General features: G+C 62.9%; 24 protein-coding genes and 4 tRNA genes. 9 read left to right on the forward strand and 19 right to left on the reverse strand.

Features of this window, described 5'->3' with window-relative positions:
* Both coaE and yacG read left to right on the forward strand, forming a co-directional pair.
* Positions 1-485: dephospho-CoA kinase (coaE, locus tag F6S12_RS12435; protein ID WP_315868944.1), on the forward strand; the 485-nt coding region annotated here is incomplete at its 5' end.
* Positions 482-685, forward strand: a complete 204-nt coding sequence (yacG, locus tag F6S12_RS12440) for a DNA gyrase inhibitor YacG (protein ID WP_011063524.1) — start codon at positions 482-484, stop codon at positions 683-685. The genes coaE and yacG, both read left to right, overlap by 4 nt.
* Before the next feature lie 19 nt (positions 686-704).
* Here the strand turns inward: yacG and F6S12_RS12445 are convergent, their stop codons facing one another.
* The 3 genes from F6S12_RS12445 to F6S12_RS12455 all read right to left on the reverse strand — a co-directional run bounded on the left by F6S12_RS12445 (position 705) and on the right by F6S12_RS12455 (position 2,137).
* Positions 705-920: a hypothetical protein gene (locus tag F6S12_RS12445; RefSeq protein WP_011063525.1), complete on the reverse strand. Its 216-nt coding sequence runs from the start codon at positions 918-920 to the stop codon at positions 705-707.
* 63 nt (positions 921-983) lie between these two features.
* Positions 984-1,673, reverse strand: coding sequence for an energy-coupling factor ABC transporter permease (locus tag F6S12_RS12450; protein ID WP_053153931.1), 690 nt, complete (start codon positions 1,671-1,673; stop codon positions 984-986).
* Positions 1,670-2,137 carry a hypothetical protein gene (locus tag F6S12_RS12455; protein WP_315868945.1) on the reverse strand — a complete coding sequence of 156 codons (468 nt, stop codon included), beginning with the start codon at positions 2,135-2,137 and terminating at the stop codon, positions 1,670-1,672. The genes F6S12_RS12450 and F6S12_RS12455 overlap by 4 nt, the downstream gene beginning before the upstream one ends.
* A gap of 143 nt (positions 2,138-2,280) precedes the next feature.
* On the opposite strand from F6S12_RS12455, the gene F6S12_RS12460 reads away from it, so the two are divergent.
* The 3 genes from F6S12_RS12460 to F6S12_RS12470 all read left to right on the forward strand — a co-directional run bounded on the left by F6S12_RS12460 (position 2,281) and on the right by F6S12_RS12470 (position 4,632).
* The gene (locus F6S12_RS12460; protein ID WP_011063528.1) at positions 2,281-2,910 is read left to right on the forward strand and encodes a DUF1780 domain-containing protein; all 630 of its coding nucleotides are present in this window, start codon (positions 2,281-2,283) and stop codon (positions 2,908-2,910) included.
* Between the two features lie 189 nt (positions 2,911-3,099).
* Positions 3,100-3,273: a DUF3094 family protein gene (locus F6S12_RS12465; protein ID WP_053153937.1), complete on the forward strand. Its 174-nt coding sequence runs from the start codon at positions 3,100-3,102 to the stop codon at positions 3,271-3,273.
* A gap of 60 nt (positions 3,274-3,333) precedes the next feature.
* On the forward strand, positions 3,334-4,632 hold the full coding sequence (locus tag F6S12_RS12470) for an NAD(P)/FAD-dependent oxidoreductase (protein WP_011063529.1): 1,299 nt from the start codon (positions 3,334-3,336) through the stop codon (positions 4,630-4,632).
* Positions 4,633-4,689: 57 nt separating this feature from the next.
* On the opposite strand, the gene F6S12_RS12475 is transcribed toward F6S12_RS12470, so the two are convergent.
* A complete protein-coding gene (locus tag F6S12_RS12475; RefSeq protein ID WP_015637075.1) occupies positions 4,690-5,580 on the reverse strand; it encodes a proline iminopeptidase-family hydrolase in 891 nt (296 codons plus the stop codon).
* A gap of 95 nt (positions 5,581-5,675) precedes the next feature.
* Positions 5,676-6,434, reverse strand: coding sequence for a LuxR family transcriptional regulator (locus F6S12_RS12480; RefSeq protein WP_015637076.1), 759 nt, complete (start codon positions 6,432-6,434; stop codon positions 5,676-5,678).
* A gap of 284 nt (positions 6,435-6,718) precedes the next feature.
* Between F6S12_RS12480 and F6S12_RS12485 the strand changes: the two genes are divergently transcribed.
* Complete coding sequence (locus tag F6S12_RS12485; RefSeq protein ID WP_152686450.1) at positions 6,719-7,930, forward strand: aminopeptidase P family protein; 1,212 nt, start codon at positions 6,719-6,721, stop codon at positions 7,928-7,930.
* A 223-nt stretch (positions 7,931-8,153) separates the two neighbouring features.
* Here the strand turns inward: F6S12_RS12485 and F6S12_RS12490 are convergent.
* The 7 genes from F6S12_RS12490 to rluD form a co-directional block, all read right to left on the reverse strand.
* Positions 8,154-8,230: transfer RNA gene (locus F6S12_RS12490), tRNA-Pro, on the reverse strand.
* Positions 8,231-8,325: 95 nt separating this feature from the next.
* Positions 8,326-8,401, reverse strand: a tRNA-Lys gene (locus tag F6S12_RS12495).
* A gap of 5 nt (positions 8,402-8,406) precedes the next feature.
* Positions 8,407-8,483, reverse strand: a tRNA-Pro gene (locus tag F6S12_RS12500).
* A 9-nt stretch (positions 8,484-8,492) separates the two neighbouring features.
* A tRNA-Asn gene (locus F6S12_RS12505) sits at positions 8,493-8,568 on the reverse strand.
* 296 nt (positions 8,569-8,864) lie between these two features.
* Complete coding sequence (clpB, locus tag F6S12_RS12510; RefSeq protein WP_011063533.1) at positions 8,865-11,429, reverse strand: ATP-dependent chaperone ClpB; 2,565 nt, start codon at positions 11,427-11,429, stop codon at positions 8,865-8,867.
* A gap of 130 nt (positions 11,430-11,559) precedes the next feature.
* The gene (gene pgeF, locus F6S12_RS12515) at positions 11,560-12,285 is read right to left on the reverse strand and encodes a peptidoglycan editing factor PgeF (RefSeq protein ID WP_169893453.1); all 726 of its coding nucleotides are present in this window, start codon (positions 12,283-12,285) and stop codon (positions 11,560-11,562) included.
* Positions 12,282-13,244: a 23S rRNA pseudouridine(1911/1915/1917) synthase RluD gene (rluD, locus tag F6S12_RS12520; protein WP_011063535.1), complete on the reverse strand. Its 963-nt coding sequence runs from the start codon at positions 13,242-13,244 to the stop codon at positions 12,282-12,284. The genes pgeF and rluD overlap by 4 nt, the downstream gene beginning before the upstream one ends.
* 150 nt (positions 13,245-13,394) lie before the next feature.
* Here rluD and F6S12_RS12525 point away from each other — a divergent pair, with 150 nt between their 5' ends.
* From F6S12_RS12525 to F6S12_RS12535, 3 genes are all read left to right on the forward strand, one after another.
* Positions 13,395-14,420 carry an outer membrane protein assembly factor BamD gene (locus tag F6S12_RS12525; RefSeq protein WP_011063536.1) on the forward strand — a complete coding sequence of 342 codons (1,026 nt, stop codon included), beginning with the start codon at positions 13,395-13,397 and terminating at the stop codon, positions 14,418-14,420.
* A gap of 124 nt (positions 14,421-14,544) precedes the next feature.
* Positions 14,545-14,778: a PP0621 family protein gene (locus F6S12_RS12530; protein WP_125063600.1), complete on the forward strand. Its 234-nt coding sequence runs from the start codon at positions 14,545-14,547 to the stop codon at positions 14,776-14,778.
* Positions 14,779-15,203: 425 nt separating this feature from the next.
* Positions 15,204-16,538 (forward strand): sigma-54-dependent transcriptional regulator, encoded by a 1,335-nt coding sequence (locus tag F6S12_RS12535; protein ID WP_125063599.1) that lies wholly within the window; start codon positions 15,204-15,206, stop codon positions 16,536-16,538.
* Here F6S12_RS12535 and thiO read toward each other — a convergent pair.
* The 7 genes from thiO to F6S12_RS12570 are packed head-to-tail and all read right to left on the reverse strand — an operon-like array spanning position 16,535 to position 23,254.
* The gene (gene thiO / locus F6S12_RS12540) at positions 16,535-17,635 is read right to left on the reverse strand and encodes a glycine oxidase ThiO (RefSeq protein ID WP_152686451.1); all 1,101 of its coding nucleotides are present in this window, start codon (positions 17,633-17,635) and stop codon (positions 16,535-16,537) included. The genes F6S12_RS12535 and thiO overlap by 4 nt on opposite strands.
* A gap of 53 nt (positions 17,636-17,688) precedes the next feature.
* Positions 17,689-18,090, reverse strand: a complete 402-nt coding sequence (locus tag F6S12_RS12545) for a type IV pilin protein (RefSeq protein WP_015637084.1) — start codon at positions 18,088-18,090, stop codon at positions 17,689-17,691.
* Positions 18,091-18,105: 15 nt separating this feature from the next.
* Positions 18,106-21,168, reverse strand: a complete 3,063-nt coding sequence (locus tag F6S12_RS12550) for a pilus assembly protein (RefSeq protein ID WP_152686452.1) — start codon at positions 21,166-21,168, stop codon at positions 18,106-18,108.
* The gene (locus F6S12_RS12555; RefSeq protein WP_237615477.1) at positions 21,155-21,637 is read right to left on the reverse strand and encodes a PilX N-terminal domain-containing pilus assembly protein; all 483 of its coding nucleotides are present in this window, start codon (positions 21,635-21,637) and stop codon (positions 21,155-21,157) included. Before F6S12_RS12555 ends, F6S12_RS12550 begins: the two co-directional genes overlap by 14 nt.
* Positions 21,637-22,347, reverse strand: coding sequence for a PilW family protein (locus F6S12_RS12560; protein ID WP_053153961.1), 711 nt, complete (start codon positions 22,345-22,347; stop codon positions 21,637-21,639). The genes F6S12_RS12555 and F6S12_RS12560 overlap by 1 nt, the downstream gene beginning before the upstream one ends.
* Positions 22,344-22,787: a type IV pilus modification protein PilV gene (gene pilV, locus F6S12_RS12565; RefSeq protein WP_152686453.1), complete on the reverse strand. Its 444-nt coding sequence runs from the start codon at positions 22,785-22,787 to the stop codon at positions 22,344-22,346. The genes F6S12_RS12560 and pilV overlap by 4 nt, the downstream gene beginning before the upstream one ends.
* Positions 22,784-23,254, reverse strand: coding sequence for a GspH/FimT family protein (locus F6S12_RS12570; RefSeq protein WP_011063545.1), 471 nt, complete (start codon positions 23,252-23,254; stop codon positions 22,784-22,786). The genes pilV and F6S12_RS12570 overlap by 4 nt, the downstream gene beginning before the upstream one ends.
* Between the last annotated feature and the right edge of the window lie 16 nt (positions 23,255-23,270).

Here is a 23,270-nt window from a genome sequence, read left to right on the forward strand (position 1 = left end):
AGCCCGGCCGCCCGGCCCTGGAACAGATTGCCCGGCACTTTGGCCAAGGCGTGCTGCAGGCCGACGGCCAACTGGATCGCGCGGCTCTGCGCAAGCTGATCTTCGAGGTGCCCGAACAGCGTCGCTGGCTGGAAGCCCTGCTGCACCCGCTGATCGCCGAGGAAATTGTCAGCCACCTGGCCCGCGCCGAATCTCCCTACGCAATCCTGGTGTCGCCGCTGCTGATCGAATCCGGCCAGTCGCGGATGACCCAGCGGATTCTGGTGATCGACGTGCCCCAGCAACTGCAGATCGAGCGTACCCTGCAGCGCGACCAGATCAGCGAACAGCAGGTCCAGGCGATTCTCCAGGCCCAGGCCAGCCGTGAGGAACGCCTGCGCCATGCCGATGACGTGCTGGTCAACGACCGCGACCACGCCTGGTTGCGCAGCGAGGTCGAGCGCCTGCATCACTTTTACCTAACTTTGCGTGGAGGCCAGTCATGAGCCAACCCCTGACCGTCGAATGCCCAACCTGTGGCGCCCCTGTGGAATGGACCGCGGCCAACATCAACCGGCCCTTCTGTTCCGATCGCTGCAAGCTGATCGACCTGGGCGCCTGGGCTGCCGAGGAGCACAAGATTCCGGTGAGCCCGGATGCCGAGGACGAGCTGTTCTCCGAAGAGCTGCCCCCTCGCGCTCACTGAGTGCTGACCCCGGCGCCGGTCAGGGCCGCATGAAGCTGTAGTCCTGATCGTCGTCGAGGTTCTCCGCTAGAAACTGCAGCTCGTCTGCCAGGTCCTCGATGCTGCGCACACTCTTGCTTTGCTGCACCACCGCACTGAGCAGGGCGCGCAGGCTCAACCCCGGTTCAAAACCTTCCTGCTGAGCATTGTGCAGACTGTCGCGCACTTCCTGCCGGGCCCACTGGTAGACACTCATGACCGCACTCCTGAGATTTTTGCCGAGCATGCAGCCCGGCAAAACACCGTGGATTGATATGGATCAAGGGCGCGGATCCTCGTCTTTCCAGGGCGCCGACAGGTAGCGGGTACGGTTGAAGGTTTCCAGCCATTCCGGGCAGAACACCACCAGGGCGCTGATCACCATGCCGTTGATAAAGGCTTCCGGGAAGATGATCAGCCACAGGTAGCCGACAAAATCTTCCAGCCATTCGGGCATGGCAAAGCGTTCGTCGAACCACAGCAGGCCCAGGCCGCAGAGCAGGCATAACAATGCCGAGAGTGCCGCGGCAAAGAACCCCGAGCAGAAGATATAGACGAAGGGATTGCGCGGCTGGGCCCGTTCCACCAGGCAGGCGCAGGCCTCGGTGACCGCCACCGGCAGCAGGATCAGCAAGGTTCCATTGACCCCCAGCGCCGCCAGGTCCTGCCGGCCCAGGGCCAGCAGGCCCAACTGTGCGATCAAGCCGCCAACTATCGCCAGCGGCCAGTCCAGCAGCAGGGTTACTGCGGTCATGCCGATGAAGTGGTAGGAGACCCCCGTGTCGAAATCCCGGCGCACCAGCCACAGCAGAAACAAGGCGAACACCGTGCCAAACAGCAAGTGCTGGCGCCGGCTGTCGGTAAACAGCTCGACCCAGGGCGCCCGCAGTACCGCCCAGATCAGTACTGGCACATACAGCAGCCAGCCGCCAATCAGGCTTTGCGGCGACAGCAGCGCCGCGCTGATCATGGCTGGGCCCGCTCCAGCGCCGCAGCCAATTGCGCGGCCGTGGCGAACGCCTGCCGGGCGACCAGTTGCCCATCCTGCAGCTGCAGCCACAGCACCTGATCCTCGGCGGCGGGATAGCGTGGTGCCACGCGCCCATCGCGATCGAGCATCACTCGGTAGGGGTAATCCTTCATGGCCGGCACCGCAAACAGTTTGGCGATCACTGTCGGCATGCGCTGGATATCGGCGACAAACACCCCGTGGCGCTCCTGCAGGTAGCCCTTGGGTTTGTCCTTGAGCGCCGCGTTCACCACTTTGGCGGCGTCCATGCTGCGTGCCACCAACAGGATCCGCGCCTGGGAATCGAGGCTGTAGGGCTGGTCGAATTGATCCAGCAGGGTCCAGGGCGCCAGGCACTCTCCTATTTCCAGGGCCTGGGCCCACAACGGCAACAGGGCCAGCAACAGCATTGACCAGCGCTTCACTGCGCACTCCTTATCGAATGGTTGGACGGCAAACAGTCTACACCGCCCTTGGGCAGGCTCCAGCGAGGTTGCCGGCAACGCCTGCGGAGGTTTTTGCACGGCCGTGGTTTTTAAGGTCATATTTGAGCGCTAAGCTTGGGGGTATGGATGACTCAGATTTTTTGCGCCTGCTTACCATCCAGGCCGAACAAGCCAACGCGTTCCTGTCCAATGCCCGCAAATGGGAGCGTGAGCGTTGGGTCTGCCAGCGCCTGCTGCAAGGCCTGAACATTCCCTACCGCAACGACGAGTTCACCGCCGCCGGGCAAGAGCCCCCCGATGTGCTGTTTCGCGAGGCCAGCTTCGAAGTGTTCTTCGTCCTCGACGAAGGCCGCAGGCTCAACGATGAATGGCGCGACGAACTGCAGCGCCGGCGCAGCGCGTTCTCCCTGAGCCAGCTGGTGCGCCGCGAAGCCAAGCCCAAGCGCATCCCGGCCAGCGAACTGTTGCTGCGCCTGGCACCGACCTTGCGCAAGAAGGCCCACAACTATCAGGAACGCGGAATGAACCTCGGCGAGCTGGACATCATTGCCTTCGCCGCCCTGAAACGCGAAGTCCTGGACCTCAACAGCCACTTCCCGCCCCCCACCGAATACCTGCGCCAGGGCTGGCGCTCGCTGTCCCTGGTGGGGCCGACGTTCGCCCGCGTGCTGTTCGCCCACCCGGATGCGCCGGAGTTCCTGCGCAGCAACCTGGGCCGCAGCATCCTCTTCGACGTCGGCATCAGTTTGTAACGCCGGTCAATGCGGCCTGTGTAGCCATGGCGCAATCCGCCCGGCAATGGTAAAAAAGCACACTTGCCTGCCAACGCCGGGCCCGTGCCAGCGAGCCCTCACGCGGCAGCGGCTATGCTCCGTTCATGCCGGATAACACCGCGCTGTAACATTCCTCAACGTTGCGACGTCTATCTGACGAGGTCTTTTATGAGCAGCCGCCTGAACCCCGACGACCAACGCCATGTCGAAGAATACCTGCAACTGCCCCAGCATCGAGTCGAGCGCCGGCCCTTCCGGCCGTGGATGCTCCTCGTGGTGGTGATTACGGTGACTGTCGCCCTGGGCCTGTTGAGCCGTTTCATCAGTTACCTGACGCTATGAGCTGCTTCGCGCTCGCTCGGTTGACTGCACCGATTTCTTTTAGCCTTGCGAGATATCCCCATGACTCATCGTATTGTCATCGTTGGCGGCGGCGCCGGCGGCCTGGAGTTGGCGACCCGCCTGGGTAAGACTCTGGGCAAGCGCGGCACCGCCAGTGTGATGCTGGTGGACGCCAACCTGACCCACATCTGGAAACCGCTGCTCCACGAAGTGGCTGCCGGTTCGCTGAACTCCTCCGAAGACGAACTCAACTACGTCGCCCAAGCAAAATGGAACCACTTCGAGTTCCAGCTGGGCCGCATGAGCGGGCTCGATCGGCAGCGCAAGAAAATCCAACTGGCCGCCACCTACGACGAAGAAGGTGTGGAGCTGTTGCCGGCCCGGGAGCTGGGCTACGACACCCTGGTGATCGCCGTGGGCAGCACCACCAACGACTTTGGCACCCAGGGCGCGGCCCAGCATTGCCTGTTCCTCGACACCCGCAAGCAGGCCGAGCGTTTCCACCAGCAACTGCTCAACCACTACTTGCGAGCCCATGCCGGGCAGACCGATGCCGTGGAGCAGATCAGCGTGGCCATCGTCGGCGCCGGCGCCACTGGCGTGGAACTGGCGGCAGAACTGCACAACGCGGCCCATGAACTGGCGGCCTACGGGCTGGACCGGATTCTCCCGGAAAACATGCACATCACCCTGATCGAGGCCGGGCCACGGGTGCTGCCTGCCCTGCCCGAACGCATCAGCGGCCCGGTGCACAAGACCCTGGAGAAACTCGGGGTCAAGGTGCTGACCAACGCCTCGGTCAGCGAAGTGACCGCCGACAGCCTGATCACCGCCGACGGCCAGACCATTCCCGCCAGCCTCAAGGTCTGGGCCGCGGGCATTCGCGCGCCAGGCTTCCTCAAGGACATCGACGGCCTGGAGACCAACCGCATCAACCAACTGCAGGTACTACCGACCCTGCAGACCACTCGCGACGAGAACATCTTTGCCTTCGGCGACTGCGCCGCCTGCCCGCAACCAGGCAGCGACCGTAATGTGCCGCCACGGGCCCAGGCCGCGCACCAGCAAGCCTCGTTGCTGGCCAAGTCGCTGAAGCTGCGCATCGAAGGCAAGGACCTGCCGACCTACAAGTACACCGACTACGGCTCACTGATCTCGCTGTCGCGCTTCTCGGCGGTGGGCAACTTGATGGGCAACCTCACTGGCAGCGTGATGCTCGAAGGCTGGCTGGCGCGGATGTTCTACATCTCGCTGTATCGCATGCACCAGATGGCGCTGTACGGAGTCTTCCGCACCGCGATGCTGATGCTTGGCAGCCGAATCGGCCGCGGTACCGATCCACGCCTGAAGCTGCACTAGGCCCCTGAAAAACCACGCCCCCCGCTACGTAACGTAGCGGGGGCTGCTGGCGTGCGGTTACAGGCATTCATCGAGAAAACTCACGACGGTGCCCATGCAGGCGACCCGCTCCTCGACGTGGGGCATGTGGCTGGAGTGTTCGAACAACGCCAGGCGAATGCCGGGAATCTTCTCCAGGTAGGGTCTGACCACAACGGGCGTGGCTTCATCGTAGCGGCCACAGATCAAAAGCGTCGGCACCTCGATGCGTTCCAGGCGCTCGACGATGCTCCAGTCCCGCAGGTTGTCCATCAGCGGAAAACCTCCCCCCCGCTCCGCGCCATCGGTACCACGGCCCTGGGCAAACATCCGCGCCACCTCTTCAGGCCACGGGCGCAGCCGACATACATGCCGTTCAAAGTACAACTGCCAGGCCTGCACATATTCGGCGCCACGAGGGGAGCCCGGCTGCTCATGCCAGGCCAGCACCTGCAACGCTTCCTCAGGCAGGGCTGTGCGCAGTTTCAGGGTCTCGGCTTCCCAGGTGCGCATGTCGGCTGGCGCATTGGCCAGGATCAGCGCACGCAAGCCGGCCGGCGCGCGCACCCCGTGCTCGCTGGCCAGCGCAGCTCCCCAGGAGTGACCCAGCAGGGCGTAGTCCTGGCTGATGCGCAGGTGGTCCAGGAGGTTGTCCAGCTGCTCCAGGTAGAGTTCAAGGCTCCAGAACGACGGCGGCTTGCCATCCAGACGAGTGGAGAGGCCACTTCCCAGGTGATCGAATTGAACGATCGCCCGACCACTGGCGGCCACATCCCTGAAGGCGTCCAGGGTGTCATGGGTGCAGCCCGGACCGCCGTGCAGAATCACCAGGGGCGTAAGTCCGCTGTGCAGATCCCCGGTGACCCGATACCACGTCTGATGGACGCCAAAGGAGGCATAGCCTTCCAGTGGTGGTTTGCTTGCATTCATTGCGCATCGCTCCCTGATGACAATCAGCCTGTGTCGTTCAATCTTCCGTTCCGCGCTCCAACGCCTCCAGTGCGGCAGAGCCTGTGCTACTCGCCTCAGTTACCCAGCAGGCGATAGTGAATCGCGCGAACCACCGCCTGAACCCGATTCCTGGCGCCCAGCTTGTGCATCGCCGAGGTCAGGTGCAGGTTGATCGTGGCCTGCGAACGCTGCAGGCGCTCGGCAATCTCGCCGGAAGTCATGCCCTCTGCAGCCCATTTCAGGCACTCGCGTTCACGCCGGGTCAGATCAACCGGATAACTGCGAACGCATTTGCTGAGCTGTGGATAGAGATGCTCCTGCAACGCATGAGCAAGCAGGGTGAAGTGGCCCTGAACCTGTTGCAAGTCCTGTAATGCCACCGTGGCATTGCCGGAGCGCAAACCGGTGAGGCTGGCGAAACCGCCCCTGGGTAAATGGATGGGCACGGTCATGCCGTGGGCCATTTGATGATGGTGCAGGTAACTGGATACCGGAGCGTGCTGCTGCCCGAGGGCCTGGCGCAGGACGGTTTCCGCCTCGGGCTTGTAGGACCAGATAAAGGGCGAGGAACTGTCCAGAGCAACCTGCTGGACCGGGTCGATATGGTAGTAACCCTGATCGCACCAGAGCTCCAGCCAGTCCCTGGGGGTATTGCAGACCATGGCACTGGGGATGATCAGCTCGCCTGCCTGATCGAAAGGCACCGGGCTGTAGTCATAAACCAGGGCATCGAAACCCAGTTCCGAGGCCAGTGTCATGGTTCCCGTCATTCGCTCATGCAGCGAGTTTCCGGACAAAAGATGGGTATCAAATTCCGCGAGCCTGCTCTGCATCCTTGCCGCTTCCTTACTGTTGATCCTTAACAGCGAAGGGCCAGAATGCCACGCCCGGCAGCAACGGGCCAGGCAAAACCTATAAGAAATACCAGGTTTGCGGTACAACCAGCGCTTGCCCCAGCGTCATCGGCGCCCATGGCCATGACCTGCAAAACAGCGCTGACAACCAGCTCAAGGTCGGTACCGCACATGCCTGCCCCCGCCCTATCTGCTGCAATGCAGTGTCACGGCCCACCCCGTGTGGCGCCATGCATCGCTCATAGCAGACAAGGACCCAGGCCATGCAGATGCCCCAGACGCTTGAGTTGCACAACGGTGACAAAGCCCCTGCCACCTTCTCCCCCAAAGAATACGCTCGACGCCTGAGCGCCCTGCGGGCCTACATGGCGCAACAGGACATTGACGCCGCGCTGTTCACCTCGTACCACAACATCAACTACTACGCCGGCTTCCTGTATTGCTCCTTCGGCCGCCAGTACGCCCTCGTGGTGACCCAGGAACACAGCGTGCTGATCAGCGCCAATATCGACGGCGGCCAACCGGGGCGGCGGGCGACCTGCGATGCCCAGGTGATCTACACCGACTGGCAGCGGGGCAATTTCTTCGTCGCGGTCAAGCAGGCCCTGCCCCGCGCTTCGCGCCTGGGGCTGGAGTTCGATCATCTGACCCTGCCCAATCACCGGGCCTTTGCCGAGCTCTATCCCCAGGCACAGTTACTGGACATCGCCGCGCCCTGCATGAACCTGCGCATGCTCAAGTCCGCCGAAGAGCAAGCGCTGATCCGCCAGGGTGCGCGGATTGCAGACATCGGCGGGGCCGCCGCCATCGAAGCCCTGCACGACCAGGTACCGGAATACGAAGTGGCCGGACACGCCACCCAGGCCATGGTGCGGGCGATTGCCGAGGCGTTTCCGGGGGCCGAACTGATGGATACCTGGACCTGGTTTCAGTCCGGGCTCAATACCGATGGCGCCCACAATCCACTGACCTCGAGACGGGTCAGCCCAGGAGAAGTGCTGAGCCTCAACTGCTTCCCGATGATCGCCGGCTACTACACCGCCCTGGAGCGCACGCTGTTCCTCGGCCATTGCCCCGACGCCTGCCTGCGATTGTGGGAGATCAACGTCCAGGTGCATGAAGCCGGGCTGCAACTGGTCAAGCCCGGCGCACGCTGCAGCGATATCGCTCGACAACTGAACGCCCTCTACCTGGAGCACGACCTGCTGCAATACCGTACCTTCGGCTATGGCCATTCGTTCGGCATCCTCAACCACTACTATGGGCGCGAGACCGGGCTGGAGTTTCGTGAGGATGTGGAGACCATTCTTGAGCCCGGCATGGTGGTGTCCATCGAACCGATGATCAGGCTGCCCGAAGGCCTGCCCGGTGCCGGCGGTTATCGGGAACACGACATCCTGATCGTCGACGAGCTCGGCGCGTGCAATATCACCGGGCTGCCGTACGGGCCGCGGTACAACATCATTGGCAGTTGACTCAACTGTCTGGAAAACGCCCTCCCCCACAGAGAAGGCTCGCCGCTTCAACCATGACTTGAGTCATCAGCCAAATACTGTGACGGAGAACATTCAGCACAAGCACAATCGAGGCATCAAGGGCCGTAGGTACCCTGCCCAGGCTCGACACCAGCGGGCCTGCGAACTTTTCCACGGGCATACAAAAAAGGGCACCTCATTGAGGTGCCCTTTTTCGTGAATATGGTCGGGGTAAGGGGATTCGAACTCCTGACATCCTGCTCCCAAAGCAGGCGCGCTACCGGACTGCGCTATACCCCGGTAAAAAAAAGGCACCTTCTAGAGGCGCCTTCTTCGAACAGCGCTTTTGGCCTCTGTTCTTAAGATTCGATTCCAGCGCTAACTGGTTTCAAAAATGGTGGGTCGTGTGGGATTCGAACCTACGACCAATTGGTTAAAAGCCAACTGCTCTACCAACTGAGCTAACGACCCAAAAATGGTCGGGGTAAGGGGATTCGAACTCCTGACATCCTGCTCCCAAAGCAGGCGCGCTACCGGACTGCGCTATACCCCGGTTTGAAATTGGCTCCGTGACCAGGACTCGAACCTGGGACCCAATGATTAACAGTCATTTGCTCTACCGACTGAGCTATCACGGAACTACATATTTCAAGTTACAACTTTTTACTTCATCCTCTTCGACTTGTTCGTATCGCTACGTTCATGTCTCTGAGGCGCGCTATTTTACAATCTTAAAACACCCTGTCAACCCCTTAAATTGCTTTTAAGACAATGATTTGCGACTTCATTGCCGGTTTCTTCTTGATCAGAAAAAACCTCGAGGGTGACTGACTGCGGGGCGCACTTTACAAGCCTTTTCCTTACAGTTCAACGCCCTAGTGAAAAAAAAGGCCTCGCAATGCGAGGCCTCCTCTATAAACCCACCGATCAGTGATCAGGCGAAGACGATTTCGTCGTCCTGCACCGAGGCGGTAACCGTGGCTCCCGGCAGGAAACCGCCGGAGAGGATCAACTGCGCCAACGGGTTCTCGATCCAGCGCTGGATGGCCCGTTTCAGCGGCCGTGCGCCATACACCGGGTCGTAACCCACAGCGATCAGCTTGTCCAAGGCCTCGTCGCTCAGTTCCAGGCTCAGCTCGCGCTCCGCCAGGCGACTGCGCAGGCGACCCAACTGGATCTGCGTGATGCCGGCGATCTGATCCCGTGCCAGAGGCTCGAAGATCACCACTTCGTCGACCCGGTTGATGAACTCCGGCCGGAAGTGGGTGGACACCGCGTCCATCACCGCCGCACGTTGTGCCTCGCGATCCCCTACCAGCTCCTGGATCTGCGCCGACCCCAGGTTGGAGGTCATGACGATCACCGTATTGCGAAAATCCACGGTACGCCCGTGGCTGTCCGTCAGACGGCCATCCTCCAGGACCTGCAGCAGGATGTTGAACACATCCGGGTGCGCCTTCTCGACTTCGTCCAGAAGAATCACCGAGTACGGCTTGCGACGCACGGCTTCGGTCAGGTAACCGCCCTCTTCATAACCGACATAGCCTGGTGGCGCACCGATCAGGCGAGCCACGGAATGTTTCTCCATGAACTCGGACATGTCGATCCGCACCATGGCCTCTTCGGTATCGAAGAGGAATTCCGCCAGGGCCTTGCACAGTTCGGTCTTACCCACGCCGGTCGGGCCGAGGAACATGAACGAACCGCTGGGCCGGTTCGGGTCGGACAACCCGGCTCGGGAACGGCGCACAGCGTTGGCCACCGCCACCACGGCTTCGTTCTGGCCAATCACCCGCTCGTGCAGCAGGCTTTCCATCTTCAGCAGCTTGTCGCGCTCGCCTTCAAGCATTTTCGACACTGGAATGCCGGTCCACTTGGACACCACTTCGGCAATCTCTTCCTCGGTAACCTTGCTGCGCAGCAACTGGTTCTCGCTGTGGCCGTGCTGGTCGACCATCTGCAGGCTGCGCTCCAGGTCCGGAATCACCCCGTACTGCAGCTCGGCCATGCGATTGAGATCGCCTTTACGACGCGCCGCTTCCAGTTCCTGGCGCGACTGCTCGATCTTCTGCTGGATCTGCGCAGAACCCTGCACTTCGGCTTTCTCCGAGGTCCAGACTTCTTCCAGGTCAGCGTATTCACGCTCCAGGCGGACAATCTCTTCCTGGAGTTTTTCCAGGCGCTTGATCGCGGCCTCGTCGTCTTCTTTCTTCAGGGCCTGGGATTCAACCTTGAGCTGAATCAGGCGCCGCTCCAGACGGTCCAGCACTTCCGGCTTGGAGTCGATCTCCATGCGGATGCGGCTGGCGGCCTCGTCGATCAGGTCGATGGCCTTGTCCGGCAGTTGCCGGTCAGTGATGTAACGATGGCTGAGCTTGGCCGCGGCAATGATCGCGCCGTCGGTGATCGCCACCTTGTGGTGCACCTCATAGCGCTCTTTCAGGCCGCGCAGGATAGCAATGGTGTCTTCCTCGCTCGGCTCATCCACCAACACTTTCTGGAAGCGCCGCTCGAGGGCTGCGTCCTTCTCTATATATTGGCGGTATTCGTTGAGCGTGGTGGCGCCCACGCAGTGCAGCTCGCCACGGGCCAGGGCCGGCTTGAGCATATTGCCCGCATCCATCGAGCCTTCGCCTTTACCAGCGCCGACCATGGTGTGCAGCTCATCGATGAACAGGATGATCTGCCCTTCCTGCTTCGACAGTTCATTAAGCAAAGACTTCAGGCGTTCTTCGAACTCGCCACGGTATTTGGCACCGGCGATCAAGGCGCCCATGTCCAGGGACAGCAAGCGCTTGCCTTTGAGGCCATCGGGCACTTCGCCGTTGATGATCCGCTGGGCCAGGCCTTCGGCGATGGCGGTCTTACCCACGCCTGGTTCACCAATCAACACCGGGTTGTTCTTGGTCCGGCGTTGCAGCACCTGGATGGTCCGGCGAATTTCGTCGTCACGGCCGATTACCGGATCAAGCTTGCCGTCTTCGGCGCGCTTGGTCAGGTCGACGGTGTACTTGTCCAGGGCCTGGCGCGACTCTTCGACGTTGGCGTCATTCACCGCCTCACCGCCACGCAGGTTGTTGATGGCGTTCTCCAGGGCTTTCTTGCTCACGCCCTGGCCCAGCAACAATTTGCCGAGTTTGCTGTTCTCATCCATGGCGGCCAGCAGCACCAGCTCGCTGGAGATGAACTGGTCGCCTTTCTGCTGCGCCAGGCGGTCGGCCTGGTTGAGCAGGCGCGCCAGATCCTGGGACATGTTGACGTCGCCAGTGGGGTTCTGGATTTTCGGCAGTTGGTCGAGCTCTTTGCTCAGTTCCTTGCGCAGGCTGTTGACGTCGAAGCCCACCTGCATCAGCAGAGGCTTGATCGAGCCGCCCTGCTGTTCCAGCAGCGCCTGCATCAGGTGCGCCGGTTCAATGGCCGGATGATCGAGGCCAACCGCCAGAGATTGAGAATCGGATAAGGCCAGCTGCAATTTGCTGGTTAATCGGTCTATACGCATTAGTCACCTTCCTTTTGAGCAGGCCGGAGCGATGGACACACCTAAATAGAGAAACCTGCCAGATGTTTCACTAGATGCGGTCGATTCTGGGAGATTCAAGCGTCAGCAGCTTGACACAAGTCAGATTAGTCTAGCGCTCAAGCCAGATAAGGGAGGCAAAACGCCCGGTGCGCGAGCTGCGCCGGTAGGAAAAGAAACGGGGATCGCTGACGGTGCAGTAGCCGCCACCGTACACGGCAGTCACACCACAGGCAGCCAGGCGCAGGCGCGCCAGCTGATAGATATCGGCCATGAAGCGCCCGGCATTGGCGCTCGGCACAAAGGCCTGCTCGGCTGCCGGCAATTGGGCGACGAAGGCTTCACGCACCTCGGGCCCCACTTCAAAGCGCTGCGGGCCAATGGCCGGCCCCAGCCACACCAGCACCTCGGCGCAGGGCGTATGCAGGCTGTCGAGGGTGGCTTCCAGCACGCCCGCCGCCAACCCGCGCCAGCCGGCATGGGCCGCGGCGACTCGGGTTCCGGCACGGTTGCAGAACATTGCCGGCAGGCAGTCGGCCGTCATCACCGCACAGGCAACGCCCGGGGTGGCGGACCAACTGGCGTCCGCGGTCGCGACCTTGGAAGGGTCGGCGTGGGCCACGGCCACCCCGTGCACCTGTTGCAGCCAGGCCGGGGCGATGCCGAAGTGTTCGCTCAGGCGACGGCGATTCTCGGCCACTGCTTGGGGCTGATCGTCGACATGGTCGCCCAGGTTGAGGCTGTCGAACGGCGTCAGGCTGACGCCGCCAGCGCGGGTGGTAGTACAGGCTTTGACTCCGGCCGGCGCGGGCCAGTCGGGAATCAGCCAGTCATTCATCCGATGAACGCCTCACGGTCCTGCTTGAGCAGCGACAGCAGCCAGACGAAATCGTCCGGCAGCGGCGATTCCCAGCTCATGCGGATACCGGTGGTCGGATGATCCAGCTCCAGGAAGCGTGCATGCAGGGCCTGGCGCGGGAAGTTCTTCAGCGAGTCGACCATGGTCTGGCTCGCCGCCGGCGGAATGCGGAAGCGGCCGCCGTAGGCTGGATCCCCCACCAGCGGGAAGTTGATGTGGGCCATGTGCACCCGGATCTGGTGGGTACGACCGGTTTCCAGCTTGACCCGCACATGGGTGTGGGAACGGAAACGTTCCAGGACCCGGTAGTGGCTGACGGCCTGCTTGCCGCCTTCCATCACCGCCATGCGCTGGCGCTGCTGGCCATGACGGCCGATCGGAGCGTTGATCTTGCCCCCGGCGGTTACCACGCCGATCACGATGCATTCATAGATGCGGCTGACACTGCGGCTTTGCAGCTGGGCCACCAGTTGGGTCTGCGCCTGGATGGTCTTGGCCACCACCATCAGTCCTGTGGTGTCCTTGTCCAGGCGGTGGACGATACCGGCCCGCGGCACATTGATAATGTCCGGGATGTGATGCAGCAGGGCATTGAGCAGGGTGCCGTCGGCATGGCCGGCAGCCGGGTGCACCACCAGGCCCGCAGGCTTGTTGATCACCAGGATGTCGTCATCTTCATAGACGATATCCAGCTCGATATCCTGGGCGATCCACTCGCCCTGGGCCTCCTGCTCGGCAGTCAGCTCAAGAATGGAGCCGCCGTGCACGATGTCCCGCGGGCGGATGACCGCTCCGTCCACAGTCAGGCGGCCGTCCTTGATCCAGGCGGAAAGGCGCGAGCGCGAATGCTCAGCGAATAGTTGGGCGGCGACTTGATCGAGGCGTTGACCGCCCAGTTCGGACGGCACCTCTGCGCGAAGTTCAATTTTATCGGACATGCTCGGACTGGGCGTCGGCACAGCCTTTGGTTTCGGCTGCGCGCTTGTGGTTAAATACGGCGTCTTTTGCCCCGAGGCTTTCAACGGGGCGCTCATCATAACAGGACGGCCCCGCCCAAGACAGCGGCCGTCATAGGGACGCAAGCCGCCATGCAAGTGAAACACCTGCTGCTGATCGCCATCCTCGCACTGACCGCTGCTTGCTCATCGAAGGAAGTCGTTGACGAAAACCTGAGCGAAGTCGAGTTGTACCAGCAGGCGCAGACCGACCTGGACAACCACAGCTATACCAGCGCCACTGCCAAGCTCAAGGCCCTGGAATCGCGCTATCCCTTTGGTCGCTACGCCGATCAGGCACAGCTCGAGCTGATCTACGCCAACTACAAGAATGCCGAGCCGGAGGCCGCCAAGTCCGCCGCCGAGCGCTTCATTCGCCTGCACCCCCAGCACCCGAACGTGGACTACGCCTACTACCTCAAGGGCCTGACCTCGTTCGACCAGGATGTCGGCCTGCTGGCGCGCTTCCTGCCGCTGGACATGACCAAGCGTGACCCGGGTGCCGCCCGCGACTCCTACAACGAGTTCGCCCAGCTGACCAGCCGCTTCCCCAACAGCCGCTACGCGCCGGACGCCAAGCAGCGCATGATCTACCTGCGCAACCTGCTGGCTGCCTACGAGATCCACGTAGCCGACTATTACCTGACCCGCCAGGCCTATGTCGCCGCCGCCAACCGTGGCCGCTACGTAGTGGAGAACTTCCAGGAAACCCCATCGGTCGGCGACGGCCTGGCGGTGATGACCGAGGCCTACCAGCGCCTGCACCTGGATGAACTGGCTGCCACCAGCCTGGAAACTCTCAAGCTCAACTACCCCAACCACCCAAGCCTGGTGGACGGTCAGTTCGTGCCACGCGTGGCTGAGGCCGACAACCGTTCGTGGCTGAGCAAGGCCACCCTGGGCCTGATCGAGTCCCGTCCACCGCTGCCGCCGGGAGAAACCCGCGCCAACCAGGACGTGATGAAGCAGTACCAGGATGCCAAGGACGCCATTCCGTCCGAGCTCAAGCCTAAAGACAGCAACGGCGACGTGGTCGAGGAAGAAGAGCACGAGGCTGCCGGCAACAACAATAGCGACCGTTCCTGGTTCAGCTACATGACCTTCGGCGTGTTCGACTGATCACCCCGCAGGCCGGAAAGGGAGACTTGAAGTCTCCCTTTTTTATGCCCGCGCATTGATGGGCCTGTGCGCCCGACGGGCGCTTGGCTAAACTGCCCCCTCCCCCTTCAAAAAGCTGGTTGCCATGGTTCGTCTACTGTTCTGGATCGCTCTGATTGCCGCCGCGGTATGGTTCTGGCGCAAGTTCAAGCGTCCTGCCGCCGCCCCTCGCTCCCCCAATGAACCGGCCACTACGCCCATGGTGCGTTGCGCCCATTGCGGCGTGCACCTGCCCCAGGACCGGGCCCTGAGCCAGTCGCAACAGTGGTACTGCAGCCAGGCACACCTGCAACAAGGGCCGGGAAACCAGGACCGCTGAGCCGCCAGGCCCACTGCGGATACCCGAGGCAAGGAACTCGGGGGCGAAAAATGGCGTCTGACACGGACTATTCCAGGCCTTGGTCAGCGCATGAACCGGCTCGTCGCCCCCTTCCTCCCTCGCCTCTCCCAGGCTTCGAACCTCTACTCAGGAACGGGAAGGCCCAAGTGCCAACCCCGGCCGAACAATTGGCGACAAAATAGCCTGTGGGCGCCCACTCGCCGTTTCGCTCTCGGGCAGAGCGCTGTAGCCCCCCATCCACGGGCACCACAACGTCCCGACGACGCGCACCTTCAGGACGCCCGGCAGGATGACCAGTGGCCCATCCCCTGCGCCGCTACCCCGTCGGGCCTAGACTTGAGTTCACGCCCATCGGGCGAGCACTGTTGCCCGCTCCTCACTCACGGATGAAAACTGCAGCCGCCATGAACCCACGGCAATCGGTGCTGGTGGTCGATGACGCCACGGAAACCCGCGCCCTTGTGGAGATCACTCTGGGCCGAATGCGCTTGCACACCCAAAGTGCGCGCACCCTGCAGGAAGCCCGTGGCCGCCTGGCCCGTGAGCGCTTTGACCTGTGCCTGACCGACCTGCAGCTACCGGACGGCAGCGGGCTGGAGCTGCTGCGGCACATCCGCCAGTCCCACCCCAACCTTCCTGTGGCGCTGCTAAGCAACGGCGCCTGTGCACAGGCCAGCGCGGGCGCCCTGCAGGCCGGAGCCTGCCAGTTGCTGCACAAGCCTCTGGACCTCAAGCAACTGCGCGCTTGGGTAGGTGCCAGCCTGAAGCAGGCCACGGACTGCGCAACGGAGGACCCAGCCCGGCAATTGCTGGGAGACTCGGCGCCCATGAATGCCCTGCGTCGCCACATCGACAAGCTGGCCCACAGCCTGGCGGCGGTCTATATCAGCGGTGAATCCGGCAGTGGCAAGGAACGGGTCGCCCGTCTGCTCCACCAGCTTGGCCCCAGGGCCCGATACCCGTTCGTCCCGGTCAACTGCGGGGCGATTCCTTCCGAATTGATGGAGAGTGAACTCTTCGGCCATTGCAAAGGCAGCTTCAGTGGCGCCGTCAGCGATCAGCCCGGGCTATTTCTGGCCGCCCACGGCGGCACCCTGTTTCTTGATGAGGTCGCCGACCTGCCCCTGGCCATGCAAGTAAAACTGCTGCGAGCCTTGCAGGAAAAATCCGTGCGCCCTGTAGGCAGCCAACAGGAAAAAACCGTCGACGTGCGGATTCTTTGTGCCACCCACAAGGACCTGAAAAACGAGGTAGAGACCGGACGCTTTCGCCAGGACCTCTACTACCGCCTGAACGTCATCGAGTTGCGAGTCCCGGCGTTGCGCGAGCGCCGTGGCGACATCCCCGCACTGGCCGGGCACGTCCTGCAGCGCCTGGCCAGGGACAGCGGACAGCCTGCCGTCCAGCTACGTCCCGAAGCCCTGCAAGCCCTGGAGCGCTATGACTTTCCGGGCAACGTGCGAGAGCTGGAAAACCTGCTGGAACGGGCGCAGACCCTATGCGAAGGACGCTGGATAGAAACAGACGACCTGCAGTTGCCCAGAGCCGACAGCCTTGAAGCCCGATCATCGGCGGCGGCCACCCAGCTAGACCTGGCGCTGCACCTGCAACAGGTGGAGCGCCAGCTGCTGCTCCAGGCCCTGGAGGAAACCCGCTGGAACCGCACGGCGGCGGCCCGGCGGCTGAGCCTGTCGTTTCGTTCGATGCGTTACCGCATGAAGAAGCTCGGGCTGGACTAGATCCGACCTTCAGGCGCATAAGGCGCCGGGTCGATGATCGGCGGGTTCCCCAGCAGCAGGTCGCAGAACAGCTGGCAGGAGGCCGGCGCCAACACCAGGCCATTGCGGTAGTGCCCGCAGTTGAGCCACAGGCCTGCAAAGCCCGGAACCGGCCCGATGTAGGGAATGCCTTCCGGAGAGCCCGGGCGCAGCCCGGCCCAGTGCCCGACCACCTCGGCCTCGGCCAGTGCGGGAATCAGCTCGACCGCGGAGGCCTTGAGGCTCTCCAGGGCCGAAACGGTCGGGGTCTTGTCGAAGCCTTCATGCTCCAGGGTGCTGCCCACCAGAATGTGGCCATCGCGGCGCGGGATGGCATAGCGCCCCTTGGCCAGGACCATGCAGGACAGAAAGTCGGCAGCACACTTGTAGAGGATCATCTGCCCCTTTACCGGCTCCACCGGCAGTTCCAGGCCCAGGCTGCCCAGCAGTTCGCCACTCCAGGCCCCGGCGCAGAGCACCACCTGATCAGCGCGAACCTGGCCCAGCGAGCTATCGACCCCCACCACCTGCTGGCCTTCGCGGATAAAACCACTGACGGTGCATTGCTCATCGATTTGCACATTAGGCAACGCCTGTAACGCCGCCTTCAGGGATTTGACCAGGCGCGGGTTGCGCACGTTGGCCACATCCGCCATGTAGATCGCCTGTTGATAACCATTGCCCAGCACCGGCACCGCGTCATGCACCACCGAGATATCCACAGCACTCAGCGGCCGGCCTTCACGCTTGGCCCACTCCAGGGCTTGGGCTTCATCCTCCAGGTCCAGCCAGTAGAGGCCGGTGACATGCACTTGCGGGTCGACACCGGTGGCACTGAACAGTTGCTGGGCCAGTTGTGGGTAGAAATCCTGCGACCAGTGCGCCAGGGCAGTGACCGCCGGGTTGTAGCGCCAGGGGTAAAGCGGCGAGACGATCCCACCACCGGCCCAGGACGATTCACGCCCCAGGTCCGAACGTTCCAGAAGCCGTACCTGCTGGCCCTGGGACGCCAGATTGAAGGCGGTGAGCAGGCCGATCACCCCGCCGCCCACCACCAGCACTTGCTGTTGCTTAGCCATAGTCCGATCCAATCATGAGAAAGACAGTGGGCGCCGCGGCCCGAATCAGGTGCTCAGCGCCCCCAGCAATCCTTGGCGGTCAGCCCTTCGGCCTGGCCACTGATGCGGGTCGCGCCGGTCTGGTCGATGCTGAAACTGCCGCACTTGTCCGCCGCCATCAGCCCATCGTCCTTCGGGGTCGCGGTCAGGGAGAAGCCGGTGTCGGTCAGGGTTGCGGCAATGCTGTAGTACTCATTGCCGGCGCTCAGGTCCGGGGCGTTGCTGTAGACCCCAGCCTTGGAGAAATGCCGTTCAAGCTGCTGTGCCTGCTCGGTAAGCAGTACCGCGATTTCACTGCGGTGCGGTTTTTTCACGTATTCGGTGATGCTGGGAAGGCTCAAGGTAAGGACCAGACCGATGATCGCAATCACGATCATGATTTCGATCAGGGTAAAACCTTGGTTGGATCTGCGCATGGTCAAGAATCTCGCTTACTGGATTTGTCGCCACAGGATGCGCCGGCTACCACCGCCGGGCCTTTCCACCAGGGTGCTGATGCCACCCCTGGAGTCACTGATGATCTTGCGGGCGCCATTGCTGGCAACTCCGCCGAGGCTGGGTACGGTGCCGACGTAGCGCACGCCGCTGGAGGGCTGGTCCTGGTCATCCACGACCCCGTCGCCATTGGTGTCGAGCACCGCAGCGTCGAGCATCTTACCGCTGAACGCCTCCAGCTCGATCAATTTCCCACTGCCGGCACTCGAACAAGGGTCGTCGGGCTCCAGTTGCAGGGTGCTGAACACCACCCTGCCGGCCACCAGGGTCGCCTCGTTGAGCACCCGCTCGCCGGCTGCCAGGCCACCTTGTACCAGGGGCAGGTACCAGCCGCGCTGCGCCGGATAACGCACCTCGTTGAGGGTGCTGCGCAGGAAACTGCCGGCCGCCGCGCTGAACCCGGCCTCAAGGTGCTGCACCTGCAACTGACTTTCGCCAATGCCCCCAGGACCGCCCTCGGCGTCCCACACGCCATAGAATCCCTGGCGCGCCCGGCTTTGCTTGTCCCGGGTCTCGTTGAGCTTGCCCGTACCGAACAGCACCAATTGGCCACCACGGGGATGATCGAGCAGGCGCGGCGGTACGCTGATCGGCTGGCTGGCGCCTCCCGCGGTGCGGAACAAGGGCTGCCCGGCAAATGCCAGATGCCAGCTGGCGCTATCGTTGCCGGACAGCTCGAATTTCCACAGTCGCCCCTTGAGGTCGCCCGCATAGGCCGCCTGCACTTCATTGCGTGCATTGACCTTGAGGGTGACGGACGACAGGCCATTGTCAGGCTGGTCGTCAATGGCGATCTCGCGAATCAGCGAGCCATCATTCAGGTCCACCACATACAGCGCTGCCACCCCGGAATGGCTGCCGTAGCCATTGCCGATGAAGGCCGCCCAGCGACCATCGGCCAAGCGCGCTACCTGTGGGCGGGCATAGGCATACCCCAGGTCATTGAAAGGATGATTGCGGTCCGGCTCGGGAGGAGCGCCGATTTCCCACAAGGCGCCAGGCGTATTGCCGTGCACGGCGTCGAACAGACGCACCGCAAAGAAACTCTTGCCGCCCGCCCCGACGCCCCCCAGGGCCAGGGTTTGCCAGGCACCGCCCCGCTGCCCATCGAACACCGCCAGGGGACCATCCACCAGATAGCGATGGCGCTCGCCCCGCCGATAACCGGGATCGGCGACCTGCGCCAGGGCGCCCAACGCGCTGGAGGGCATGTAGCCATAGAGGCGCTCACCGCTGGCCGGGTCCAGCACATTGAACAACCCGTCATTGCTGTTCACCAACAAGCGCGTCGCCATGGCCGTGGCTTTCTGTGCCAGGTAGCGGCTGTAGTCGCCCCCGGCAGCCCCATCGACAGCACTGCGCTGCCCGGCAGTTGCCAGCACCAGCGGCGAATTGACGATATCTCCCAACTGATAGCGGCGCTCCCTGAGCCCGCTCACGGAGCGGCCCTGGCTCCAGTCCAATAGCTCGGCGCCACTGACACCTGCAGGCAACGACTGCTCAAGTTCGCCACGCTGAGCGGTGGACAAGTTGCCGTAGGCCAGGCTCACCGGACGCCGGCTGGCAGTGTTCCAGGTCTCATGGATTACCGCCGCGCCGGCACCATCCACGCCACTATCGCTGCTCCACAACGGCGAACCGACAGCCACTCGGCCCTGATTGTCGATGCCGTAGGCGCGGATCGTGCCATGCCAATCGACCGGGTCGTACTGGCTCTGGTAATAACGACCACTGGCGGCATCCAGTACACCACTGCCGGCAGTCACGGCACTGGCTACGCCTTCGCCCAGAACGCCTGCCAGCACGCCTTCAAGGTTGCTGCGGGCCTGGAAATACTCACCCTGGCCGTAGTCCGCAGCACCCATCAGCAGAGGATTGTGGGCCTGGAAACCCACCGTGAAGGTATTCAGGTACTGACGGGGGAAATCCACCGCCGCCCAGCTTTTACCGGCCTCATCCACTCCTGGGCCACGCAAGTCGATATCGAAGGCGAACTTGGCCAGGTCATCGAGGAACAGGGTCTGCCCATCGCGCTCGCCACCATCGTTGCCGATCCCGTCCCAGTTGGGCAGGCGCCCCGCCCCCAAAGGGTCGTTGAGCGGGAACTGAGTATCGTGATCCGCCGCACCGGCACTGATCACCACCCCGTAGTTCTTCTGGCAACGGTATTGAATGGGGCTGCTGTAGAGCGCCGGTGAAAGGTTGTAGTACGGCACCATGCCGCGCAGATAGCGGGTGATCTCGTAGTAGGTTTCCGCCAACGGCGTATGACCGCCGGCCTTGAGGCCGTTGATTGTCGCCAGCAGGGCCTGGTAATTGGCCTCGGCCTGGGCCGGGCTCACAGCGCCTTCAATGGCCGACAGGTCACTGATGGGACGGGCAATGTAACCCCCAGGGCCCGGATCACCCGGGGCCGGCGGGTTGAAGGTGGCCAACCCCAGGCGCAGCCAGCGATACCGGGTAACCAGGGCCGTGGCCAGCCGCCGAGCCACATTCATCCGGTAGTCGTTGGGAATGGAACCGTCAGTGAAGTCTCGCTCCCGTCCCTTGGCCTGCGCCAGTAGCCAGGACAGGTAGTCCGCGGAGTACAGCGTATTTCCCGCCCCAACCGGGTCCGGCAGCTTCAGGCAGCGCACCCCACGCTCGGGATCATGGAAGCTGTGAAAGCCTGCTCGGCACCCCGACTCGCCAAGGCTGGACAAGGCAATCACCTGGCCTGCAAGCCGCTCACCCCGAGCACACTCGCCCCCCACTCCGGCACAGCGCCAGACCGCAGCCCGGGCGAGCAGCGGATCGAACTCCCGGGCATGGACAATGCTGTTCATGCCCAGGGAGTCATCCAGCACCAGCATCACGTTCGGCGCCACCGCCGCGGCACCAAGAAGCGGGGTGCTGGCAGGGTTGAACGCCATGGCTAGAGGCACCGGCAACAGGCTCAGCAGCAGCGCGCCCAGGCTTCGCCAGCCGGGCCGACGCATACCCCGATCAATACTTGGCATAGATGCTCTCCAGCACACTGCGCGATTGCCCGGCCAGACCGACAGCGGTCACGCGATACAAGGTGGCTGGAGTATTGCTCGGCACATTCACCGCATCCTGTGAAACACCGAGGTTCTGCACCCCGTAGAAGCCAGAGCCGCTAGCGATCCACAGCACCGCCGAAGCAGCATTGACTCCAGGAGCCTTGACCAGCGCTGATTCGGCGGGAGGCGCACACTGAGCAGGGCTGGCACATACCGGCAAGCGAAAATCATCCTGCTGCACCGCACTCTCCCCCACCCGCAGCGCGGCTTCGGCGGCCTGGAATGCGCGGTTGTGCAGAGCCAGGCTGGCGGCCATTTTTTCCTGCAGGGTGGCGCTCTGCAGCGACGAGAGCCCGATCAGGGTCAGCAGCAACAGGAACACCAGGCTGACCAGCAACGCCATGCCCCGCTGCCCGAGAGGTACCCGACCTCGCAAGCGCGTCATCAGGGCAACCTGTTGCGCAGGGCCGCGACCACGCTATAGGTCTGCGGGCGCACGCGGTCATGGGGGTCGACCAGGGTCAGGCGCAAGCGCACACTGCGGATCCGTTCCGGGTCCAACGGGTTGCGACTGTAGCTGGAGGCGGCAATGTCGGTGGCCGAACGGGCCATGCCGAAACTCACATCAAAGGCTTCGACGTTGTCCAGCAGCACCGCTTGCTGCTTGCCAAGGCCGCTGCCCAGCAGCAACTGGCGATTCTTCAGGCTGTAGAACAGCCGGCGCAGGGCGAACACCTGCTCAGCGCCGGCCCCTCGATGAGCGCCTGAATAGGCTACGGCGCTGTGCTGGCAGTCGCTGACCACGCTCCAGGTCGGCGTACCGCCATCGTCCCCGACATCGGCGGTGATCAGGGTCAGTTTCTGCTCGGCGTTGTCCCATTGGATCGGCGTCGCCGCATAGTGCGAGAACTCCCGTGCCGTGCTGGCATCACTGATGGTCCGCAGGCAACCGAACAGCCCCACCATGCGGATTTCCTGAAGCATCTTGCTCAGGACAAAGCGAGCATCCTCCTGCAGGTAGGCGGCAGCGCTCTGACTCTGGTAGGTGTTCTTCGCCGCAATGAATACCTGGGCCACCCCCAGTACCAGCACCAGGCTCAACGCCAGTGCCAGCATCATCTCCACCAGGCCGAAGCCACTATCGGCCCGGTTCACGGCAAGCCTCCCGGTTGCGCTGCAACCCGGCTGCTGAGCTCCAGGCTACGCAGGCTGCCCCCCCGGCCTTCGGCACGGGAGTCGTCCCAGGTGATGCGAATGGTGTAGACATGCTGCTTGACGCTGATGCTGCCCTTGCCGCTGGGGCCGGCGAAGCTCGCGATATTGGCGGCGAAGTCGTACAGGTCCTGATCCCGCACATTGCCCGGGTTGCCCTCGGCCGGCATCGCCACGCTGTAGTCGGCGGCGGCGTTGGCGCGGATCCGGTCGAGCATGTCATAGGCGATAAAGCTGGCCTGGGTGGTCATCCGCGAGCTGTCGGTGTACTGCAGCGCCTTGATCTGCACCGCCGCCGCACCCAGCAGGCCCACCGCCAGTATCAACAGCGCCACCAGCACCTCGATCAGGGTCATGCCATCCTGTGCATCCCGCACGTTCATCCGCAGTTCTCCGCTGCTATCACCCGCCCATTGAGACAGACACTGATCACCCGCCGCTGCTGGTCCAGTCCATAGACGATGTGCAGCGCATCACTGGCCGCCAAGCCGCCGAGGCGATTGAAATCGATGCTGTGGTCATCTGAGGTTAGCGTCAGGGTGGCGCCCGGACTGATGGCTGGAACAACCCGCAATACATTGCCTCCGGGGTCCTGCCCCGCATACACCATCAATTCGCCGTTCCAGGGAGCGTCCTTGGCAGCCGGGCGAATCCCGACCCTCTGGCGGCGATTGATCGCTTCCAACCGTGCGTAAGCCAGGGCCTGGCGTAGTTGATTGATCTCGGTGTCGGCACGCACTCGCTGCACGGTGGTGCGATAGGCTGGCACCACCAGGCCCAGAAGAAGGGCCGCGATCGCCAGGGCGACGAGCAATTCCAGCAAGGTGAAACCCTTTGTATGCAAATTCATGGCCGGCCTTGGAAGT

It is taken from the genome of Pseudomonas sp. JV245A (assembly GCF_032424515.1).
In the GTDB taxonomy this organism is placed as follows: domain Bacteria; phylum Pseudomonadota; class Gammaproteobacteria; order Pseudomonadales; family Pseudomonadaceae; genus Aquipseudomonas; species Aquipseudomonas protegens.

What these genes read in the sequence shown, in the direction of transcription:
- yacG (WP_011063524.1), top strand. Translation starts at nt 482, where the DNA reads ATGAGCCAACCCCTGACCGTCGAATGCCCAACCTGTGGCGCCCCTGTG.
- F6S12_RS12445 (WP_011063525.1), bottom strand. Translation starts at nt 920, where the DNA reads ATGAGTGTCTACCAGTGGGCCCGGCAGGAAGTGCGCGACAGTCTGCAC.
- F6S12_RS12450 (WP_053153931.1), bottom strand. Translation starts at nt 1,673, where the DNA reads ATGATCAGCGCGGCGCTGCTGTCGCCGCAAAGCCTGATTGGCGGCTGG.
- F6S12_RS12460 (WP_011063528.1), top strand. Translation starts at nt 2,281, where the DNA reads ATGGATGACTCAGATTTTTTGCGCCTGCTTACCATCCAGGCCGAACAA.
- F6S12_RS12465 (WP_053153937.1), top strand. Translation starts at nt 3,100, where the DNA reads ATGAGCAGCCGCCTGAACCCCGACGACCAACGCCATGTCGAAGAATAC.
- F6S12_RS12470 (WP_011063529.1), top strand. Translation starts at nt 3,334, where the DNA reads ATGACTCATCGTATTGTCATCGTTGGCGGCGGCGCCGGCGGCCTGGAG.
- F6S12_RS12475 (WP_015637075.1), bottom strand. Translation starts at nt 5,580, where the DNA reads ATGAATGCAAGCAAACCACCACTGGAAGGCTATGCCTCCTTTGGCGTC.
- F6S12_RS12480 (WP_015637076.1), bottom strand. Translation starts at nt 6,434, where the DNA reads ATGCAGAGCAGGCTCGCGGAATTTGATACCCATCTTTTGTCCGGAAAC.
- F6S12_RS12485 (WP_152686450.1), top strand. Translation starts at nt 6,719, where the DNA reads ATGCAGATGCCCCAGACGCTTGAGTTGCACAACGGTGACAAAGCCCCT.
- clpB (WP_011063533.1), bottom strand. Translation starts at nt 11,429, where the DNA reads ATGCGTATAGACCGATTAACCAGCAAATTGCAGCTGGCCTTATCCGAT.
- pgeF (WP_169893453.1), bottom strand. Translation starts at nt 12,285, where the DNA reads ATGAATGACTGGCTGATTCCCGACTGGCCCGCGCCGGCCGGAGTCAAA.
- rluD (WP_011063535.1), bottom strand. Translation starts at nt 13,244, where the DNA reads ATGTCCGATAAAATTGAACTTCGCGCAGAGGTGCCGTCCGAACTGGGC.
- F6S12_RS12525 (WP_011063536.1), top strand. Translation starts at nt 13,395, where the DNA reads ATGCAAGTGAAACACCTGCTGCTGATCGCCATCCTCGCACTGACCGCT.
- F6S12_RS12530 (WP_125063600.1), top strand. Translation starts at nt 14,545, where the DNA reads ATGGTTCGTCTACTGTTCTGGATCGCTCTGATTGCCGCCGCGGTATGG.
- F6S12_RS12535 (WP_125063599.1), top strand. Translation starts at nt 15,204, where the DNA reads ATGAACCCACGGCAATCGGTGCTGGTGGTCGATGACGCCACGGAAACC.
- thiO (WP_152686451.1), bottom strand. Translation starts at nt 17,635, where the DNA reads ATGGCTAAGCAACAGCAAGTGCTGGTGGTGGGCGGCGGGGTGATCGGC.
- F6S12_RS12545 (WP_015637084.1), bottom strand. Translation starts at nt 18,090, where the DNA reads ATGCGCAGATCCAACCAAGGTTTTACCCTGATCGAAATCATGATCGTG.
- F6S12_RS12550 (WP_152686452.1), bottom strand. Translation starts at nt 21,168, where the DNA reads ATGCCAAGTATTGATCGGGGTATGCGTCGGCCCGGCTGGCGAAGCCTG.
- F6S12_RS12555 (WP_237615477.1), bottom strand. Translation starts at nt 21,637, where the DNA reads ATGACGCGCTTGCGAGGTCGGGTACCTCTCGGGCAGCGGGGCATGGCG.
- pilV (WP_152686453.1), bottom strand. Translation starts at nt 22,787, where the DNA reads ATGAACGTGCGGGATGCACAGGATGGCATGACCCTGATCGAGGTGCTG.
- F6S12_RS12570 (WP_011063545.1), bottom strand. Translation starts at nt 23,254, where the DNA reads ATGAATTTGCATACAAAGGGTTTCACCTTGCTGGAATTGCTCGTCGCC.